Origin of the sequence: Geothrix sp. SG200 (assembly GCF_022808935.1) — a bacterium.
GTDB lineage: Bacteria > Acidobacteriota > Holophagae > Holophagales > Holophagaceae > Geothrix > Geothrix alkalitolerans.
Map to the genome: position 1 here is coordinate 181,474 of NZ_JAKZFR010000001.1, position 17,754 is coordinate 199,227.

Genomic DNA, 17,754 nt, shown 5'->3' on the forward strand with positions numbered 1-17,754 from the left:
CGCGCCCCGGGCCCGCCCCGGGGAAGTTTCGTCACCACGGCCTCCAACCCTGTGATCAGATGATGGGGCCCCCGCTCACGAGGCTCCAGGCATGCGCATTGCAGCGAAGATCATCTCCCTTACGGTCGCCACGGCTTCGATCGCGGGCCTGGCGCTCGGGACCTTCCTCGTCATCGAGGGGCGGCGCACGTCCGAGCAGCGCATCGAGCAGCTCGAGCGGACCCTGCGCACCGACTACGACCGGCGGGCGCGCCTCGAGGTCGAGACCGCGGCATCCATGCTCAAGGCGATCGCGGAGCGGCAGCAGAAGGGCGAGATCAAGGCCGACGAGGCGAGGCAACTCGGTGCCGATCTCCTGCGTGGCCTCCGGTACGACGGGGAGGGGTACTTCTGGGCGGACACGGTGGATGGCCTGAACGTGGTCCACGCCACCCAGCCCGGCCTTGAGGGCAAGAACCGGATCGACGCCGTGGATCCGAAGGGCACCCCATACATGCGGGACATCATCCAGGCCGGCACCAGCGGCGGCGGATACAGCAACTACTGGTTCCCCAAGCAGGGTGGCAGCGTGCCGTTGCCCAAGCGGGCCTACTCGCTCCTGGTGCCCTCATTCGGCTGGGTGATCGGCACCGGCAACTACGTGGACGACATCGACGCGATCGTGGCCGCCGAGCGGACGGCCGCCCTGGCCGATATTCGGCAGCGCACCCAGGTGCTGCTCGCCGTGGTCGTCCTGTGCCTGGTCGTGACCGTGGCGGTGTGGGCGACCTTCGGGCACCGGATCGCCCGGCCCATCTTGGCGATCACCGCCAGCCTCGGCCGCCTGGCCGCCTACGATTTCCGGGAGGACGAGCCCCTGAAGGCTTTCGAGGCCGCGCAGGACGAGACCGGCGCGATGGCCAGCGCCCTGCGGGCCATGCGGGAGGCCGTGGCCTCCCTGATCGCCACGCTCCAGCACTCGGTCGAGGTCGTCAAGCAGGTGAGCACCCAGCTGAACGCCACGTCGCAGGATGTGAGCCACGGCTCCTCGGAGCAGGCGGCCTCGGTGGAGGAGCTGACGGCTTCCATGCAGGAGCTGGCCGCCGGGGCGGCCCGGGCCGCGGAAGATGCGAGGAAGGCGAGCGATCGGGCTGCCGGCGTGGCGGAGGAGGTGCGCGTCGGGACCAGCGCCGCCGCGGAGACCTCGGCGGCCATGCGCGACATCGCCGAGCGGATCGGCATGGTGGAGGACCTCGCCTATCAGACCAACCTCCTGGCCCTCAACGCGGCCATCGAGGCGGCGCGCGCCGGCGTCCACGGACGCGGCTTCGCGGTGGTGGCCGCCGAGGTGCAGAAGCTCGCGGAGCGCAGCGGCGAGGGGGCCAAGGAGATCCGCGCCATCTCGGACCGGAGCGTGGGCATCGCCGTGCGCGCCGAGGCGCTGCTCGCCCGGGTGGCGCCCGAGGTGACGCGGAGCGCCCGGAAGCTGAAGGCCTTCGCCGACGCCGCCATGGCCCAGGACCACACGGTGCGGGAGATCAACCGCGCCCTCGAGGAGCTCTCCCAGGTGGTGCAGCGGCACGCGACGGCCGCCGAGGAGATGTCCGCCACGTCAGAGGTCCTGTCGTCGCAGGCGACAGCCCTCGACGAGAGCGCCAGGGCCTTCGTGCTCGAGGGGCCCGCCCGCGACCTCGCCCAGGGGTGAGGGCCCAAGCGTGATCCATGGGCTGGCTGGGGAGTCCGGCCGGCGAAGATGCACCCGGCAAAAATCAGCATTGCGCTTGGGGACGAATGGCATATTCATGTAAGAAGGTGATATTGTAATCGCCTATAGCCTTGTTTTTACAATGATCACTGATCATGAGTGAGGGCCAGTGGTCCTCATGGCGGCGGCCAACCACTTCCATTCACAGGGGGTATCCAATGGTCTGGTCAAGAATCAGTCGACGCGCGGCGACGCTCATTCGCCTCCTTTGTGTGCCTGTGCTCCTGGCACTGGGGATGGTGGGTGGCGCCCTATGGGGAGATGAGGCTCCGGCCGGGATCACCGTCCTCACCCAGCCCACGGACCAGAAGGTGGGCCCGGGGCAGACGATGACCATGAAAGCCGAGGCTCCGCCCGAGAACCCAGTGGTGTACCTGGCTCCCTTCGTCACCGCGGGAAAGGCGGGGCTCGTGGCGAGCACCCCGGACTGGGGGCCGAAGGCCGTCTATGCCTGGACCTTGACCGGGGGGACGCTCACCTCAGGCCAGGGAAGCCCCGCCATCACCTTCACCGCTGGCGTGACCGGCGCCACCCTGACCGCCCAGGTGGTCGTCACGGCCTATGGCGGCAGCGGCTCCGGGAGCGCCTCCGCCTCCGTGGTGTCCGCCCCCAACGCCGAGCTGGCCCTGCCCTTGAAAACGCACCCAGGCGATGCCTGGATGAAGGCCAGCGTGCCCCACCAGCAGGGGATGACCTACCTCTGGTCCATCGTTCCCGGCAACGGCAGGGCCAGCATCACCGCCGGACAGGGTACCCACGTGATCAGCTTCTCGGCGGGCCCATCGGCGGGCAGCTTCCACCTGAAGGTGGATGTCCAGAACCAGGCCGGGGATGCCGCCACCTCCATTCGGAAGGTCGCCATCCAGACGGGAACCTGGCTGGTCAAGAACGGAGGTGCTTCCGTCACGAGGTTCCCCTGCCAGTCCACGCGCCTCCCCAGTGGCCGCGTGCTGGTGACAGGCGGCGGTGGGAACAGTGCCGAGGTCTATGATCCCGAGACGGGCCATTGGAACCTCGTCGGCAGCATGGCGAATCCGCGGGACTGGCACACCTCCACCCTCCTCCGCACCGGCCAGGTGCTGGTGGCAGGCAATGGCACGGCCGAGCTCTACAACCCCGCTTCGGGAACCTGGCATCCCACGGGCAAACCGGGAACCTCGCGGCGCGCCTTTACGGCTACGCTACTCCCGGACGGGAAGGTGCTCGCCGCAGGCGGTGACACGGCCACCGCGGAAATCTACGACCCTGCGACTGAGGCCTGGACGCCCACCGGCAGCATGGGGATCGCACGGACCTTCCACACAGCCACGCTGCTGCTGGACGGGAAGGTCCTGGTGGCTGGCGGATCCGAAGACAACTCTGTCACGGAGCTCTACGACCCGGCGACTGGCACTTGGGCTTCCACCGGAAGCCTGAACCAGGCGCGGAACGAGTGCGCGGCCACGCTGCTCGCGGATGGGAAGGTCCTCGTGACGGGCGGTTCGATCCTCGTCTCGGGAACGTCCAGCGCCGAAATCTACGATCCCGGGACCGGGACCTGGACCCTCACGGCCACCATGGGGGAAGAACGCCGCCACCATACGACCACCCTCCTTCCGGATGGGCGGGTGCTGATGGCGGGTGGTGAATACCATGACAATTTCCTCTTCAGCACGGCCATCTACGACCCCGTGGCATCGGCCTGGACACCCGCCGGCAGCCTGGGGACAGGACGGTTTGGCCATAAAGCCACCCTGCTCCAGGACGGGACTGTCCTGGTGACCGGCGGCCGCGGCTCCCTGTACTTCCATGGCATCGCCAGTTCAGAAATCTACGACCCGGGAAACGGGACCTGGCGGCCCCTGGCCGGGCAGCCGATGGCCCCACGCGAGTTCCACACGGTAACCCTTCTCGCGAACGGGCAGGCGCTGGTCGCGGGAGGAGAGAACTTTCCTCGAGGGAACCTGAACGACGCGGAGATCGCCGCCCCTGCGACTGGGTACTGGACGCCTGCGGAGAGCATGGGCACCACCCGCAGGGGTCACACGGCCACCTTGCTCGCGGATGGGAAAGTTCTGGTGGTAGGCGGTGACGCCCAGTCGCAACCAGGTTTCACCACTGCTGAGCTCTACGATCCCGCTGGAGGGTCCTGGACTCCGGTTGGCAGTCTGAACGAGACGCGGATCGGTCATACCGCCACGCTGCTCCCGAACGGAAAGGTCCTGGTCGTGGGAGGCTTCGTCGGAGGCATCGCATCGGATAGCGCCGAACTCTACGACCCCGCCACCGCGACTTGGCGGCCCACCACCAGTCTCGGGATCGCCCATGTCGGCCACACCTCCACCCTGCTTCCCAACGGGAAGGTGTTGGTGGCCGGTGGCGGGAGTTCCTCCGAACCAATCGCCAGCGCTGAACTCTACGACCCTGCTGGAGAGACCTGGACCGCCGTGGGCGCTCTCGGAACGGCCCGCCGGGGCCACCTGGCCACGCTGCTGCCGGATGGGAAGGTGCTCGTGACAGGCGGGACAGGGGCCTCCGGAACCCTGGACAGTGCTGAAGTCTTCGACCCAGCGACGAACGGCTGGCTCCCCACTTCCGCCATGGGATCGGCGCGCAGAGGCCACTCGGCGGACCTCCTCGCGAACGGCAAGGTTCTGGTGGTGGGAGGTCGGAATTCTTCCGACGCCATCCTCGGCAGCGCGGAAATCTACGATCCCGCCACGCAGGCCTGGACGCCGACGGATGGCCTGGCCTTGCCGCGGGCAGGCCACGGTTCCGTACGTTTCCCAAACGGAGACATCATGGTCGCCTTCGGCCCTGGTGGCGATCTCGTCACCGAGATCTACAGGCCCTAGACGGTAGGACCTCCTTCAGCAGGTTCCTCGTCTCCCGGAGCATGGCGGCGGTGTCGTCCCAGCCCAGGCAGGCGTCGGTGACCGAGCAGCCATAGCGGAGGGTGGATAGGTCCGCGGGGATGGGCTGGTTGCCTTCTTCCAGGAAGCTCTCCACCATGACTCCGACGATGGAGCTGTTGCCGCGCCGGATCTGGTGGGCGCAGTCCTGGAGGACCAGGGGCTGGAGGCGGGGGTTCTTGTGGCTGTTGGCGTGGGAGCAGTCCACCACGATGTTCCCGGGCAGCCCCGCCTTGCGCAGGGCCTCCTCCGCCAGGGCGATGCTGACGGTGTCGTAGTTGGGCCGCCCCCCGCCGCCGCGGAGCACCAGGTGGCCGTGGGCATTCCCCCGGGTGCGCACGATGGCCGCCGAGCCCTGGTCGTTGAGGCCCAGGAAGCTGTGGGGACGCGAGGCCGAAAGGATGGCGTTCACCGCCGCCGCCAGGTCGCCGTCCGTGGCGTTCTTGAAGCCCACGGGCGTGGAGAGGCCGCTGGACATCTCCCGGTGGGTCTGGGATTCGGAGGTTCGGGCGCCGATGGCGGTCCAGCTGATGAGATCGCCGATGTACTGGGGCGTGTTCGGATCCAGGGCCTCGGTGGCCGCCGGGAGGCCGAGCTCCCCGATGCGGAGCAGGAATTCCCGGGCCTTCCGCATGCCCTCCTCGATGTGGAAGGAGTCGTCCATGCGGGGATCGTTGATGAAGCCCTTCCAGCCCGTGGCGGTGCGGGGCTTCTCGAAGTAGACCCGCATGACCAGCAGGAGCGTGTCCGCGACCTCGTCCGCCAGGACCTTGAGCCGCCGCGCGTAGTCGAGGCCCGCCACGGGATCGTGGATGCTGCAGGGCCCCACCACCACCACGAGGCGGGGATCCTCCCGCGCGAGGATGCGCTGGAGATTCCGACGACCGCCGGCCACGGTCTCGGCCACGGCGTCCGGGACGGGCAGGGCCGCGTGGATCTCCGCCGGGGAGGGCATCCGGTCGAAGGAGTCAATGTTCAGGTTCTCGAGCGCCTGGTGGGTCATGGGGGCCTTCCGGGATAAAGAAAAACCCCGATCCGGGGAACGGATCGGGGTGGTCATGGGGATGTTCCAGGGATCAGGCTGGACCCTCGCCGTGCCACGCGCGATCCGCGCGCGGGGACCAATAATAGCGATGGAAGCGGGGCGTCATGGTGGGGTCCGAAGGTGCTCCATCCTGGACCTGGGGCGCCGGGGCGTCAAGGCAAGAACAGGTTCCGGATGCGTGCCCCTGATGCGTCGAATATCCAATCAATGAATGTTTTTTGACATTCGATTTTATGTTTGTCGAGACATGGACTAGGCTTGGCTTCTTTCCAGGGAGTCGCCATGGATCGCCGCACCCTTCTCGGAACCCTCGCCGCCGGCGCCGTGGGCGCCGGACTGCACGCCAAGGGACTGGGCCCCGGCGCCACGGACGCGAAGCCCACGGAAAACCCCCTGGCGGACTATGCGGCCCGCGCCTTCGACTTCGGCACGGGGCTGCCCGGCCTCGGCAAGGAGCTGCTGGCAGAGCATCTCGCGCTCTACAAAGGCTACGTGAGCCGCACGAACGCGCTTCTCAGGGACACGCTGGCCGCGGAGCGGGAGGGCAAGGCCGGTCCCGCGGTGCAGGAGCTGCGCCGGCGGCTGGGCTTCGAGTTCAGCGGCATGCGCCTCCACGAGCTCTACTTCGAGGCCCTGTCCGCCAGCGCGGCCACACCCAGCGCATCACATCCCCTCCACCAGGCCATCGCCGCCACCTGGGGCTCCTTCGATGCCTGGTGGGCCGCCTTCAGGGCCACCTGCACCATGACGGGCATCGGCTGGGGTGTCCTCCTGAAGGATCCGGCCACGGGCCGGCTCATGAACGCCTGGTTCCAGGACCACGAGAACGCCGTGGCCGTGGGGGCCCAGGCGCTCCTGGTCGTGGATGTGTGGGAGCACGCCTACGTGAGGGACTACGGCGCTACGGGCCGGGCCAAGTACGTGGATGCGGTGAAGTCCCTCATCGACTGGCGCGTGGTCGAGAAGCGCTTCTGAAACCTGGGGAGTCTTGGGGAATTTACAAAATTGTAAGATCGAATCAAAGTCTGTACAATTTTGTAGACCACTCGCCGGAGCCCCCATGGCCGCCTCGGAGGACGCCCTTCACCTCTCGCCCCTGCTGGAGCTGAGCCAGGCCCTGGCCGCCTCGGACATCCGGGCCTCCCTGCCCCGGGTGCTGGAGATCCTGGCGGAGGCCTTCGGCGCCCTGAATGGCGCCATCCTGCTGGCGGACGAGGAGGGGGGCGCCCTCCGGGTCGAGGCGGCCCGGGGCCTCTCCAGCCAGGAGGTGGCCCGGGCCCGCTACCGCGTGGGGGAGGGCATCAACGGGCGGGTGCTGGCCAGTGGCAAGGCCATCGTGGTGCCCCAGGCCAGCCTGGAGCCCCTCTTCCTGGACCGCACCGGCGTCCTCAAGGCCCAGAAGCGGAAGAAGTCGGACATGTCCTTCTTCTGCATCCCGGTCTTCCTGGACCGGAAGACGGCCGGGACCCTCTGCCTCACCGTGCCCTACGACAGCCGCCGCGACTTCGACCGGGACACGAAGCTCCTCCAGATCGCGGCCTCCATGGTGGGCCTGGCCATGAAGGTGGCCCGGCTGGTGGCGGCGGACCGGCAGCGGCTGGTGGAGGAGAACCAGCAGCTCCGCCTGGAGCTTCGCGAGCGCTACGAGCTGCACCACCTCATCGGCCACAGCCATGCCATGCAGCGGGTCTACGAGGCGGTGGCCCAGGCGGCGCCCAGCAGCACCACCGTGCTCATCCGCGGAGAGTCCGGCACGGGCAAGGAGCTGGTGGCCCACGCCCTCCACTACAACTCGCCGCGGGCCGAGAAGCCCTTCGTGAAGGTGAACTGCGGGGCCCTGCCCGAGCCCCTCATCGAGTCCGAGCTGTTCGGCTACGAGCCCGGCGCCTTCACGGACGCCCGCCAGGTGAAGAAGGGCCGCTTCGAGCTGGCTCACGGCGGCACGCTGTTCCTGGACGAGGTGGGCGAGCTGACCCCGGCCACCCAGGTGAAGCTGCTGCGGGTCCTCCAGGAGCGCGAGTTCGAGCGCCTGGGCGGCGTGCGGCCCGTGAAGGTGGACGTGCGGCTCCTGGCCGCCACCAACCGGGACCTGGAGGCCGCCGTGCGGGCCGGCACTTTCCGGGAGGACCTCTACTACCGCCTCCGCGTCTTCGAGATCTTCCTGCCGCCCCTGCGGGAGCGCCAGGCGGACATCCTGCTCCTGGCGGACCACTTCGTGGAGAAGATCGCGGCGGCCCAGGGCAAGGACGTCCGCCGCATCTCCACCTCGGCCATCGACATGCTCACGGCCTACCACTGGCCCGGCAACGTGCGCGAGCTGGAGAACGCCCTCGAGCGGGCCATCCTCGTCTGCGAAGGCGGCGTCATCCACGCCCACCACCTGCCGCCCTCCCTCCAGACGGCGGAGGTCTCGGGCACCGTGCCGGGGACGGGCCTGGGCGAGGCCGTGGCGGCCTTCGAGCGCGACCTGCTCCAGGACGCCCTGAAGTCCGCCCGGGGCAACCGCTCCCGCGCCGCCCGGCTCCTCCAGACCACCGAGCGCATCCTGAACTACAAGGTCCAGAAGTACGGGCTGGAGCCCGAACGGTTCCGGTCATCTTGAGGCGAAATGGTACAAAAATGTAATTAAACCGAGTTGTCATTACATTTTTGTCAATTCGATTCTAAGAGAATTCGCTGTTCATCTGGCATTCAAGAGCCGCATTTTCATTATTTGGATGAAATGCCCCCTCGTGCCCGTGAATAGGCACGTTCCCTGCTCTCTCTTCTGGGCACGGGGAGCCGGTGGTCGGCTCCCGGACTCCAGGGAGGATCGGAAGAGAGCCGTGGCCTGAGCCGATCCACCGGATTCCCTCGGTGAAGGCCACACCGATCCCCTTGTTCCACAAGAAGGAGAAACTCCCATGAACCGCCGAACCCTGTTCCGGGGTCTCGCGGTGGCGTTGGCTTTTGCGGCCATCTCCCCGCTGCTCTTCGCGGCCGACCCAAATGGCGGCGCCACCGGAGGCATCCAGAATGTGCCCGCCCAAGCGGCCGGTGCCCCCACCCTCCAGGAGCTGGGCGCGGCCGTGGGCCAGACCCGTGTCGCCCTGAATTTCGTATGGGTCCTGGTCGCGGGATTCCTGGTGATGTTCATGCAGGCCGGCTTCGCCCTGGCGGAGACGGGATTCACCCGCGCCAAGAACGCCGCCCACACCATGATGATGAACTTCATGGTCTACGCCCTCGGCATCCTGGGGTTCTGGGCCGTGGGCTATGCCCTGCAGATGGGTGGCTCGGGGGCCCCGATGGGGGCGGCCCTGAGCGCGCCCGAAGGCATGGCCAGGCTCGTGGGCCCCACCATCCATGGGAACCTGTGGGGCCTCTTCGGCGCCAAGGGGTTCTTCCTCACGGGCCCGGCCTATGACGTGTCGGCCTTCGCCGTGTTCCTGTTCCAGATGGTCTTCATGGACACCACCCTGACCATCCCCACCGGGGCCATGGCGGAGCGGTGGAAGCTGTCCGCCTTCATCGTCTACGCCCTGGTCGCATCCAGCTTCATCTATCCCATCTACGCCTGCTGGGCCTGGGGCGGCGGCTGGCTGTCGGCCCTGGGTCGCAACCTCGGCCTGGGTCACGGGTACGTGGATTTCGCGGGGTCGGGCGTGGTGCATCTCACCGGCGGGGTGATGGCCTTCACGGGCGCCCTCGTCCTCGGCCCCCGGCTCGGGAAGTATGTGAAGGGGAAGGCCCAGGCGCTGCCCGGCCACAACGTGCCCATGGCGGTGCTCGGGTGCTTCATCCTGGCGTTCGGCTGGTTCGGCTTCAACGCCGGCTCCACCCTGGCGGGCACGGACCTCCGGATCGCCGTGGTGGCCACCAACACCATGCTGGCCTCCGCCTCCGGCGCCCTGATGGCCTACCTCTACACCTGGGCGAAGTTCGACCGCCCTGATCTCTCCATGGCCGTGAACGGCATGCTGGCGGGCCTGGTGGCCGTCACCGCCCCCTGCGCCTTCGTCACCGCCCCCTCGGCGGTGCTCATCGGAGCGGTGTCCGGCGTCCTCGTGGTGGCCGCGGCCCTCTTCGTGGAGAACACCCTCAAGATCGACGATCCGGTGGGCGCCATCGCGGTCCACGGCGTGAACGGCGCCTGGGGCCTCATCGCCCTTGGCCTGCTGGCGGACGGCACCTACGGCCAGGGCCTGAATGGTCCCGCCTCCGGCGTCACGGGTCTGTTCTACGGCGACGGGCGGCAGCTCGTGGCCCAGCTCATCGGCATCGGAGCCAACCTGGTGTGGGTCGGCGTCACGAGCTATGTCCTGTTCAAGGTGATCGACAAGGTCATCGGCATGCGGGTCACCCCGGAGCAGGAGATGGCCGGTCTCGACTTCCACGAGATCTCAGCCCCGGCCTACCCGGGCGACGGCGCCACGGTGAACACACCGGTGATCGTCTTCCCCAAGGTCGCCAAGCCGGCGCCGGTGGTCCTGCCCACTTCCCCCAACTCCATTCCCGCTCGCCTGGGAGGTGAAGCATGAGGCTCATCACAGCCGTCATCCGACCTGAGAAGCTGGAAGACGTGAAGACCGCCCTGTTCGCGGCCGAAGTCACGGGCCTCACGATCCTGCGCGTGGCGGGCCACGGCGGCGAAAAGATCGCCGTGGAGACCTACCGCGGGGCCCAGATGGCCTATGAGTTCCATGAGAAGGTCCAGCTCGACATCGCCGTCTCCGAGCCCTTCGTGGATGTGACCATCAAGGCCATCCTCGGGGCGGCGCGGACCGGTGAAGTCGGGGACGGCAAGATCTTCGTCCAGCCCCTGGAGCAGGTGATCCGGATCCGGACCGGGGAATACGACATCGAGGCGCTCACGCCCGAGCCCATGCGCCACCACTGAATGCCTGGGCCGCCGCGGCCCTGCCTCTGCTCTTCCCTCCCTGCGGCCCGCCGGGCCGCCGGGAGGTGGGCCGTGCCCTATCCACGCCTTCCTCCCACCCACTGCCCCCCCCCTTTCTGGAGCCCATCATGTCGGTCTCATTCAGGCCCCTCGCCCTGGGGCTTGCCCTCCCCCTATCTCTGAGCGCCGAGAGTCCTGCGCCTCCCCCCGCGATCCTCGGGGCCGCCCTGAGCGGTTCGGCCACCTTCGGGTCCCAGTACATCTTCCGCGGCCTCACCCAGACCGACGGGAAGCCCACCATCCAGGGAGAGCTGGACCTGGTCCATCCCTCGGGCTTCTACCTCAGCGCGAGCTTCAGCAACATCACCTGGATCACGGACCTCTACGCAGGTTCCGGCGGCAAGGTCTCCTCCGGCGTGGAAGCGGACCTCTTCGGGGGCTACAAGTGGGCCTTCGCCAAGGACTGGACCCTGGACCTCGGAGCCTACCGCTACCTCTACCCCGGCACCTACCAGAACGTCGGCTCCTTCAACCCCAACACCACCGAGGCCTACCTGGGCCTCAGCTACACCTGGGCCAGCCTGAAGTACTCGCGGGTGGTCAGCGCGGGCAACTTCGGGGTCGCCGACGCCGAAGGCTCCAGCTATGTGGACTTGAGCCTGGCCATCCCGATCGGCGAAAGCGGATGGACCGTGCTCGCCCACGGGGGCAGGACCACCTACACCACCGGCGATCCGGCGGTCGAATCCCTGCTCAACTACACGGACTACAAGCTGGGCATCGCCAAGGAGTTCAAGGGCTACACCTTCACCTTGGCGGGCACGAAGGCCGACACCAAGGACCTGGGGTACAACAACGCCTTCGGCCGGAACATCGGCGGAACCCGCGGGACCTTCACCATCGCCAAGAGCTTCTGAGACCCTCCCGGTGCCCCTCGCAGCGCTGACCCCGCCCGCCGGGGACCTGGGCCTCGAAGCCTTCCGCAGGCTCGGTCCCTGGTCTTCGGCCCTGGGGTTCGCACCGTTCTCCCTCCTCCTGGCGGCCATCGCCGTCCTGCCCCTGGTGCCCAAGGTCGCGGGGTGGTGGGGCCGCCTGCCGAACAAGTGGGCCCTGGCCCTCCTGTGCAGCGTCGCGGGGGCCGGGTTCCACTACACCGTGGCCGGGGATCCCGCGCGGCTGCTGGACACCCTGCTGGACTACCTGGCCTTCATCGCCCTGCTTTCCTCGCTCTACGTGGTGAGCGGGGGGATCCATATCTCGGGGGCCTTCTCCGGGCTGCCCTGGCTGAACACGGTCTTTCTCGCCCTCGGCGGCGTGCTGGCCAACGTCATGGGCACCACGGGAGCCAGCATGGTCCTGATCCGGCCGCTGCTCCACGCAAACCGGCGCCGGCGCCACAAGGTCCATGTGGTGGTCTTCTTCATCTTCGTCGTATCGAATACCGGCGGGCTGCTGACGCCGCTGGGGGATCCGCCCCTCTACCTGGGATTCCTCAAGGGCGTGCCCTTCGCCTGGACGCTGGGGCTGTTGCCCCAGTGGGCACTGCTCCAGGGGCTCCTGCTGACCATCTTCCACTTCCTGGACGAAATCGTGTTCCACCGGGAGGAACTGGAGGTCAAGCACGCGCTGGTCGAGGACCTCCGGCAGGCGGAGCGCCCGCTCCACGTCCAGGGCAAGGCGAATGTGGGGCTGCTCCTCGGGATTCTGGCCGTCGTGATCGGCGCAGGCCATTGGCTGCTTCCCGCCCTGCAGGCCAGGTGGGGCGAGGCGCACGCGGCGCTCCTCGGCAAGGCGGTGCAGATCCTGGCCTTCGGAGGCATCACGGGGCTGGCGCTCTGGCTGAAGGCCAGCCCGGCCGGCGGCGTGCCGTTCCGGCGGAACCACTTCAGCTTCGAACCCCTCGAGGAGGTGGCCGCCGTATTCCTGGGCATCTTCGGGGCCATGCTCCCGGCCCTGGACCTGCTGCAGGCCCGGGCTGCGGACCTGCCCCTGCACAGCCCCTGGCAGTTCTTCTGGATGACCGGCGTGCTGAGCAGCTTCCTGGACAACGCGCCCACCTACCTCACCTTCGCCTCCCTGGCGGCGGTCAAGGCGGATGCGGCCGGGGGTTCCCTGGGCGCCCTGGCCCATGCGTCTCCGCTCCTGCTGAAGGCGGTGGCCTGCGGCGCCGTGTTCATGGGCGCCAACACCTACATCGGCAACGGTCCCAACTTCATGGTGAAGGCCATCGCGGAACGCAGTGGCTTGGAGATGCCGTCCTTCCTCGCCTATGTCGGCTGGTCTGCGGCCGTGCTGCTGCCGCTGTTCCTCGTCGAGACGCTGGTGTTCTTCCGCTGAGGCTCGCTGGAGGGGCCGCCGGGGGCCCGGGATTCCGATAAGCTGGTCCCATGCCGCTCGACCCGCGCCTCCTCGAGATCCTCTGCTGTCCGGCCTGCCACGGCGACCTCGTGGAGAAGGCGGAGGGTCTGCACTGCCAGAGCTGCGGGCTGCTCTATCCCATCGAGGACGGCATCCCCGTGATGCTGGTGGACCAGGCCAGGCAGGTGGACCTGTGAGGCTCGACCGCGCCCAGGCCGAGTCCCTGCTCCAGCGCGTCCAGGGCCGCAAGGTGGCCGTCCTGGGCGACGTGATGCTGGACGAGTACCTCTTCGGCGAGGTGAGCCGAATCTCGCCGGAAGCGCCCGTGCCCATCGTGCGGGTGGTGCGTGAGCAGGCGGTGCTGGGCGGGGCGGCCAACGTGGCGGCCAACCTCAAGGCTCTCGGGGCGGAACCCTTGCTCATCGGGACGCTGCAGAAGGACATCGCTGGCGACCGGCTGCTGGGCCTCCTGGGCCGGCTGGACATCTCCATCTCGGGCCTGGTGCTGGATCCCTCCCGCCCCACCATCATCAAGACCCGCGTCATCGGCCAGCAGCAGCAGATGCTCCGCATCGACCGCGAGGAGTCCGGCCCGCCCGAGGCCGCCGTGCTGATGGGCCTCAGGGACCGCCTGACGCGGGCTCTGGGTGAGGCCTCGGCCCTCATTGTGTCCGACTATGCCAAGGGCACCGTGAACGAACCGGTCATGGAGACGGTGCGGGAGCTCTGCGCCGCCAAGGGCCTGCCCTGGATCGTGGATCCCAAGCCCGCCCACAAGGCCCTCTACCAGGGCGCGACGCTCATGACCCCCAACACCAAGGAGACCTCGGAGCTTACGCACCGCGCCGCGAAGTCGGATGCGGAAGTGACCGAGGCCGGGAGGTCGCTGGTGGCGGAGCTGGGCCTGAAGGGTCTGCTGGTGACCCGCAGCGAGCGGGGCATGGCCCTCTTCGCGCCGGACGGGGACCACCGGGCGCCCTGGATGGTGCCCACGGAGGCCCGGGAGGTCTTCGACGTGAGCGGCGCGGGCGACACCGTCATCGCGGCCTTCAGCGCCGCCGTCGCCGCGGGTGCCGACTGGCGGGAGGCCGCCATGCTGGCCAATGCCGCGGCGGGCCTGGTGGTGGCCAAGGTGGGAACAGCCACGGTCACGCCCGCGGAGCTGCTGGCCCACTACCACGAGCAGGAAGCGAACTGACCGCCCCCGGCGGGCCTAGGTCCGCCGATGCCACTGCTCCCAGGCTCCTGCGGCGGCGAACAGGAAGAAGGCGGCGGTCGCGCTGAGGGCCATCCTTCCCGGCTGGTTGAAGTAGTCCCGTTCCATGATCTTCCAGACGGCGAGGGCGGCCAGGCTTCCGAGCAGCAGACCCGGGACGATCCGCGGGCCCTTGACCAGGCGGTCGGCGGCGAAGACCAGGACCAGCAGGACCCCTAGTCCCGCCCAAAGACCCCAGGCCTTTCCGCTCAGGAGCGCGAGGACCACCACCGCCAGGGTTCCGCCGCAGCCCAGCAGGCACCCCGCGGCGCCCCCGCAGCCATCCCCGCGGACGGTGGAGGGCGGGAGGGGGCGGTAGCGGAGGCGGTTCCAGTCCGGAGTGGGGATCATGGCTGGGCTACGGGAAGAGGCGCTCAGGCCGCGGGACGGAAGATGCGCGGCACCTCCCGCTTGTGAATCAGCACGTGCTGGTAGCCCCGACCGCTGGCGTAGGGGAGGAGCACCTCTTCGCAGAACAGGCGGGTGCGGATGATCGTGGCGAAGAGGGCCGCGAAGGTGAGCGCGGCCAGGCCGGCGGTCACGCGGTCTGCGGGAGCCAGGGCGGCCCCTCCAGGCAGGAGGAAGGATCCCGCGGCCAGGGTGCCCATGCCGGTCATGAGGATGGGCCCCCAGGTGCGCGTCGGGTGGCGGAGATACAGCAGGCAGGCGCCGGCCTCCACCTGCCGGTCGAGCCGACCCTGGGCGTAGAGAGCCAGGGCGGATCCCCGACGCACCATTGCTTTCGGATGGCCCCTGCGGCGGACTTCGTAGGCGCCCAGGAGGACGGCTCCCAGGATGGCCCCGCCCAGGGCGAGGGCCCCGCCTCCGTCCAGCTTGGCGGGCTGGAAGGCCGTGAGCTGCGCGAAGGTGGCGCAGGCCAGGGCCCAGGCGGCCGGGGCCCACCCGAAGGCCTCGGGGATGCGCTCGCCTTCGGGCACCTGGGCCAAGTCGGAGGGGAAGGGAGCCGGATCGGCCATGGGATCACCGGAAGATGGCGTAGGGGATGAAGGCGATGAGGAGGACCCCCAGGACGCGCAGCCAGATCTCGGAGGCCGGATCGAGGAGCTTCCCGGCGAACCCCGGCGCCGGTGCCGGTGGAAGGCCTTCGGTGAGGCTCCGCCTCCCGAGCCGCGGCAGTTCAGGTGTGATCTCTCCTTGGCCTGCCGACCGGGCCAGGGCCAGCACGCGATCCGCGGCGGCGATGTCCTCCGGACGGCGGAGGGAGAACCGGACCTGCTCTCCGCCGTCGAAGTCGAAGCGGTACCCCAGGCCGGTCCAAGTGGAGCCGTGGTACTCCTCCACCCGCTGGAAGGCCCGGGCGAGGGAGAGCCGGTGGATGTCCAGGGGGCGGTGGCCGCCCGTGCACTGGACCAGGTCGTAGGGTGTGAGCAGCAGGCAGGGACGCCATCCGCCCGTGCGCCCCCGGAGGACCTCGACCAGGGCGAGGGGGCCGTAGGCGAGGCCCAGCAGCGCCACCCTGGCCGCCCAGGCATCCGCGGGCCGGGGCCATTCCGAGAAGCCGGACACCAGCCCCCAGGCGGACCCGAGCCCCGCGGCAAGGCTGAGGAGACCCATGGCCAGCAGCCATCGTCGTGGGCGCTTCTGGGAAAAGGCCCCGTCCACGCCACCGGCCCCCAGAACGCTCTGGAGGGAGGCGGCCCGGTCCGCCGGCAGGTCCTGGATCCGCACGCGCATCAGGCGGGTCCGAAGGGGCGGCCTGGTTTGGACGCCTCGGGCCGCGTGCCGCCCGTGATCCCCTGGTAGGAGGCCTCGTCCACCTGGTCCGGGTTGGCCTTCGCCAGGGCCGCGATCCATTCGGGACGGGCGGCCAGGTAGACGGCGGTATGGGCGTCGAGGCCCCAGCGGGACTTGCCGGCGTAGTAGGCGGCCATCCCCCACACGGCCTGGTCCGGGCGGCGGGGATGCCTGCGCCGCTTGACGAAGCGGGCCGCCAGGTAGAAGAGGATCCCGGCGAGGATGCCCAGCGCGGCACCGCCGGCGACCACGAAGTCCGCCTGGAGCGGCGTGCAGACGCCGGTCACCGGGTCCTTCAGGACCTCGCCCAGCGCGAGGACCCCGGCCACCGCCCCCAGGAAGGCCACCAGCAGGCTGGACCAGCCCCAGCGGCGCAGCCCGTCGGCGGAGCGGGCCTGGGGAAGGCAGGAGGGGCAGTAGTGGAAGGACTGGTAGAACGTGGTGCGGGTGAGCCAGCCTTCGAGGCCCTTGTAGCCGTAGCGGAGGTGTTCGCGGCCCTCGGCCAGGCAGTTGGGGCAGACCGGGGGGATGACCTGGGCCTCCCCCTTCATCACGATTCGGGTCCAGTCCTTGGGCATGGCTCCTCGCGGGGGTCGATTCAGAGACCGTATCGGTAGATCGGGACGCGATTCAAGAATCGGATACGTTGGTGCCTTGACGGGGGGGTGGCGGCTGCGATCCTGAGTCCGCCCCCTCTCGCCCCCAGGACCCGGATGGCCTCCCGAAACCCGGATGAACGCAGTCTTGCCCGTGTCCGGGCGGGGTTCGTGCGGCACGATCTGTATCTCCTGGTGGCTGTCCTCCTGGTGGCCCTGGCCTTGGTCGTGCCCCGCCTCGCCCTGGGCGAGTGGAAGGGCGCCTTCCTCGCGCTCCTGGTCCTGGCGGCGGTGGTCCTGGGCGGGATCGGCCTCCTGGTGGGAGCCCAGTGGATCGGGGACGGATCTGGAGAGGGGCGGGGGACCTGGCGATCCGCCCTGGCCAAGGGCATCGGAGACCTGGCGCGATTCGGGCTCTCGGGGCTGGCCGGCGCGGTGATCGCCTCTGGGCTGGCCGCGAACCACCACCTGGGCGCCCGTGGAGAGGACTGGGCCGCCGGCCTCGCCGGAGGTCTGGCCGGCCTGACGGGAGTGGTCCTGGGCCGGTGGATGGGCGGCCCCCGGTTCTGGCGGCTCTTCGGGTGGTTCAGCCTTGCGCTGCTCGGCGCGTTCGTCGGCGGAATTCTCGGCCTCCTGGGCCCCGAGCCCTGGGGCGTGGATGTGGGCGTCCTGGCCCCGCTTGCGGCCTTTGCCGCGCTGGCTGCCTCGGGGCGGTTCCGATCCCGGGTGTCCCCCCAGCCCCCGCCGCCTTCCGCCTAGGTTTCCCTGGAGGTCCCATGCCGAAGATCCTGATGTCCCTCATGCTGCTCGGCGCCCTCGCCGGGTGGTCGCAGGTGCCTCCCTCCCCGCCCGGGAGCGGGGCGCCGGTGCTGGAGTGGCGCGGCCAGTACCACGGCCAGCCCCAGCCGGGCGCCGAGGCGGTGATGGACGCGCATCGCTGGGAGCGCCTGTGGAGGAGCCTGGACCAGCGCGCCCCGGCCCTGGACTTCACCACGCACTGTGCGGTGGTGGCCTACGCCGGCGAACGCCCCACAGGCGGCTTCACCCTCGAGTTCCTTGATCCTGTGGCCCAGGGAGATGACCTCCTGATCCGCTGGCGGGTGCGCAGGCCCTCGCCGGACAGCTACACGACGCAGGCCCTTGCCCAGCCCTGGAAGGTGAAGGCCCTGCCGCGCCCCCGCGGCTCCGTGCGGCTGGTCCGCCTCGACGACTGACCTTTCCTCCGAGGGCA

Annotated in this window: 17 protein-coding genes; 12 read left to right on the forward strand and 5 right to left on the reverse strand. The window is 69.3% G+C overall.

Going from position 1 to position 17,754, the window contains the following annotated elements; genetic code table 11:
• The first annotated feature begins 91 nt into the window (after window positions 1–91).
• Both ML539_RS00830 and ML539_RS15620 read left to right on the forward strand, forming a co-directional pair.
• Window positions 92–1,684 carry a methyl-accepting chemotaxis protein gene (locus ML539_RS00830; protein WP_243319730.1) on the forward strand — a complete coding sequence of 531 codons (1,593 nt, stop codon included), beginning with the start codon at window positions 92–94 and terminating at the stop codon, window positions 1,682–1,684.
• A 272-nt stretch (window positions 1,685–1,956) separates the two neighbouring features.
• On the forward strand, window positions 1,957–4,578 hold the full coding sequence (locus tag ML539_RS15620; protein ID WP_243319733.1) for a kelch repeat-containing protein: 2,622 nt from the start codon (window positions 1,957–1,959) through the stop codon (window positions 4,576–4,578).
• Here ML539_RS15620 and ML539_RS00840 read toward each other — a convergent pair.
• Window positions 4,556–5,638: a 3-deoxy-7-phosphoheptulonate synthase gene (locus tag ML539_RS00840; protein ID WP_243319735.1), complete on the reverse strand. Its 1,083-nt coding sequence runs from the start codon at window positions 5,636–5,638 to the stop codon at window positions 4,556–4,558. The genes ML539_RS15620 and ML539_RS00840 overlap by 23 nt on opposite strands.
• Before the next feature lie 324 nt (window positions 5,639–5,962).
• Here ML539_RS00840 and ML539_RS15340 point away from each other — a divergent pair, with 324 nt between their 5' ends.
• The 8 genes from ML539_RS15340 to rfaE1 all read left to right on the forward strand — a co-directional run bounded on the left by ML539_RS15340 (window position 5,963) and on the right by rfaE1 (window position 14,115).
• Entirely contained in the window at window positions 5,963–6,655 is a 693-nt protein-coding gene (locus ML539_RS15340; RefSeq protein WP_279341413.1) for a Fe-Mn family superoxide dismutase, read from the forward strand.
• An 85-nt stretch (window positions 6,656–6,740) separates the two neighbouring features.
• On the forward strand, window positions 6,741–8,282 hold the full coding sequence (locus ML539_RS00850; protein ID WP_243319737.1) for a sigma 54-interacting transcriptional regulator: 1,542 nt from the start codon (window positions 6,741–6,743) through the stop codon (window positions 8,280–8,282).
• A 301-nt stretch (window positions 8,283–8,583) separates the two neighbouring features.
• Entirely contained in the window at window positions 8,584–10,200 is a 1,617-nt protein-coding gene (locus ML539_RS00855) for an ammonium transporter (RefSeq protein ID WP_243319739.1), read from the forward strand.
• Entirely contained in the window at window positions 10,197–10,559 is a 363-nt protein-coding gene (locus ML539_RS00860) for a P-II family nitrogen regulator (RefSeq protein WP_243319741.1), read from the forward strand. Before ML539_RS00855 ends, ML539_RS00860 begins: the two co-directional genes overlap by 4 nt.
• A 128-nt stretch (window positions 10,560–10,687) precedes the next feature.
• Window positions 10,688–11,476 carry a TorF family putative porin gene (locus ML539_RS00865; RefSeq protein ID WP_243319744.1) on the forward strand — a complete coding sequence of 263 codons (789 nt, stop codon included), beginning with the start codon at window positions 10,688–10,690 and terminating at the stop codon, window positions 11,474–11,476.
• Between the two features lie 10 nt (window positions 11,477–11,486).
• Window positions 11,487–12,896: a sodium:proton antiporter gene (locus tag ML539_RS00870; protein ID WP_243319746.1), complete on the forward strand. Its 1,410-nt coding sequence runs from the start codon at window positions 11,487–11,489 to the stop codon at window positions 12,894–12,896.
• A gap of 50 nt (window positions 12,897–12,946) precedes the next feature.
• Window positions 12,947–13,114, forward strand: a complete 168-nt coding sequence (locus ML539_RS00875; protein WP_243319748.1) for a Trm112 family protein — start codon at window positions 12,947–12,949, stop codon at window positions 13,112–13,114.
• Window positions 13,111–14,115: a D-glycero-beta-D-manno-heptose-7-phosphate kinase gene (gene rfaE1 / locus ML539_RS00880; RefSeq protein WP_243319750.1), complete on the forward strand. Its 1,005-nt coding sequence runs from the start codon at window positions 13,111–13,113 to the stop codon at window positions 14,113–14,115. Before ML539_RS00875 ends, rfaE1 begins: the two co-directional genes overlap by 4 nt.
• A 15-nt stretch (window positions 14,116–14,130) precedes the next feature.
• Here rfaE1 and ML539_RS00885 read toward each other — a convergent pair whose 3' ends face one another.
• Genes ML539_RS00885 through ML539_RS00900 form a run of 4 tightly spaced genes read right to left on the reverse strand, consistent with a single transcriptional unit; the run spans window position 14,131 to window position 16,505 of the window.
• Window positions 14,131–14,523, reverse strand: coding sequence for a hypothetical protein (locus ML539_RS00885; RefSeq protein WP_243319752.1), 393 nt, complete (start codon window positions 14,521–14,523; stop codon window positions 14,131–14,133).
• Between the two features lie 23 nt (window positions 14,524–14,546).
• Window positions 14,547–15,149: a hypothetical protein gene (locus tag ML539_RS00890; protein ID WP_243319754.1), complete on the reverse strand. Its 603-nt coding sequence runs from the start codon at window positions 15,147–15,149 to the stop codon at window positions 14,547–14,549.
• A gap of 4 nt (window positions 15,150–15,153) precedes the next feature.
• Window positions 15,154–15,867, reverse strand: coding sequence for a hypothetical protein (locus tag ML539_RS00895; protein WP_243319756.1), 714 nt, complete (start codon window positions 15,865–15,867; stop codon window positions 15,154–15,156).
• Window positions 15,867–16,505: a hypothetical protein gene (locus tag ML539_RS00900; RefSeq protein WP_243319758.1), complete on the reverse strand. Its 639-nt coding sequence runs from the start codon at window positions 16,503–16,505 to the stop codon at window positions 15,867–15,869. Before ML539_RS00900 ends, ML539_RS00895 begins: the two co-directional genes overlap by 1 nt.
• 189 nt (window positions 16,506–16,694) lie before the next feature.
• On the opposite strand from ML539_RS00900, the gene ML539_RS00905 reads away from it, so the two are divergent.
• Both ML539_RS00905 and ML539_RS00910 read left to right on the forward strand, forming a co-directional pair.
• Window positions 16,695–17,282, forward strand: coding sequence for a hypothetical protein (locus ML539_RS00905; RefSeq protein ID WP_243319760.1), 588 nt, complete (start codon window positions 16,695–16,697; stop codon window positions 17,280–17,282).
• Window positions 17,283–17,299: 17 nt separating this feature from the next.
• Window positions 17,300–17,737 (forward strand): protease complex subunit PrcB family protein, encoded by a 438-nt coding sequence (locus ML539_RS00910; RefSeq protein ID WP_243319762.1) that lies wholly within the window; start codon window positions 17,300–17,302, stop codon window positions 17,735–17,737.
• Window positions 17,738–17,754 lie beyond the last annotated feature (17 nt).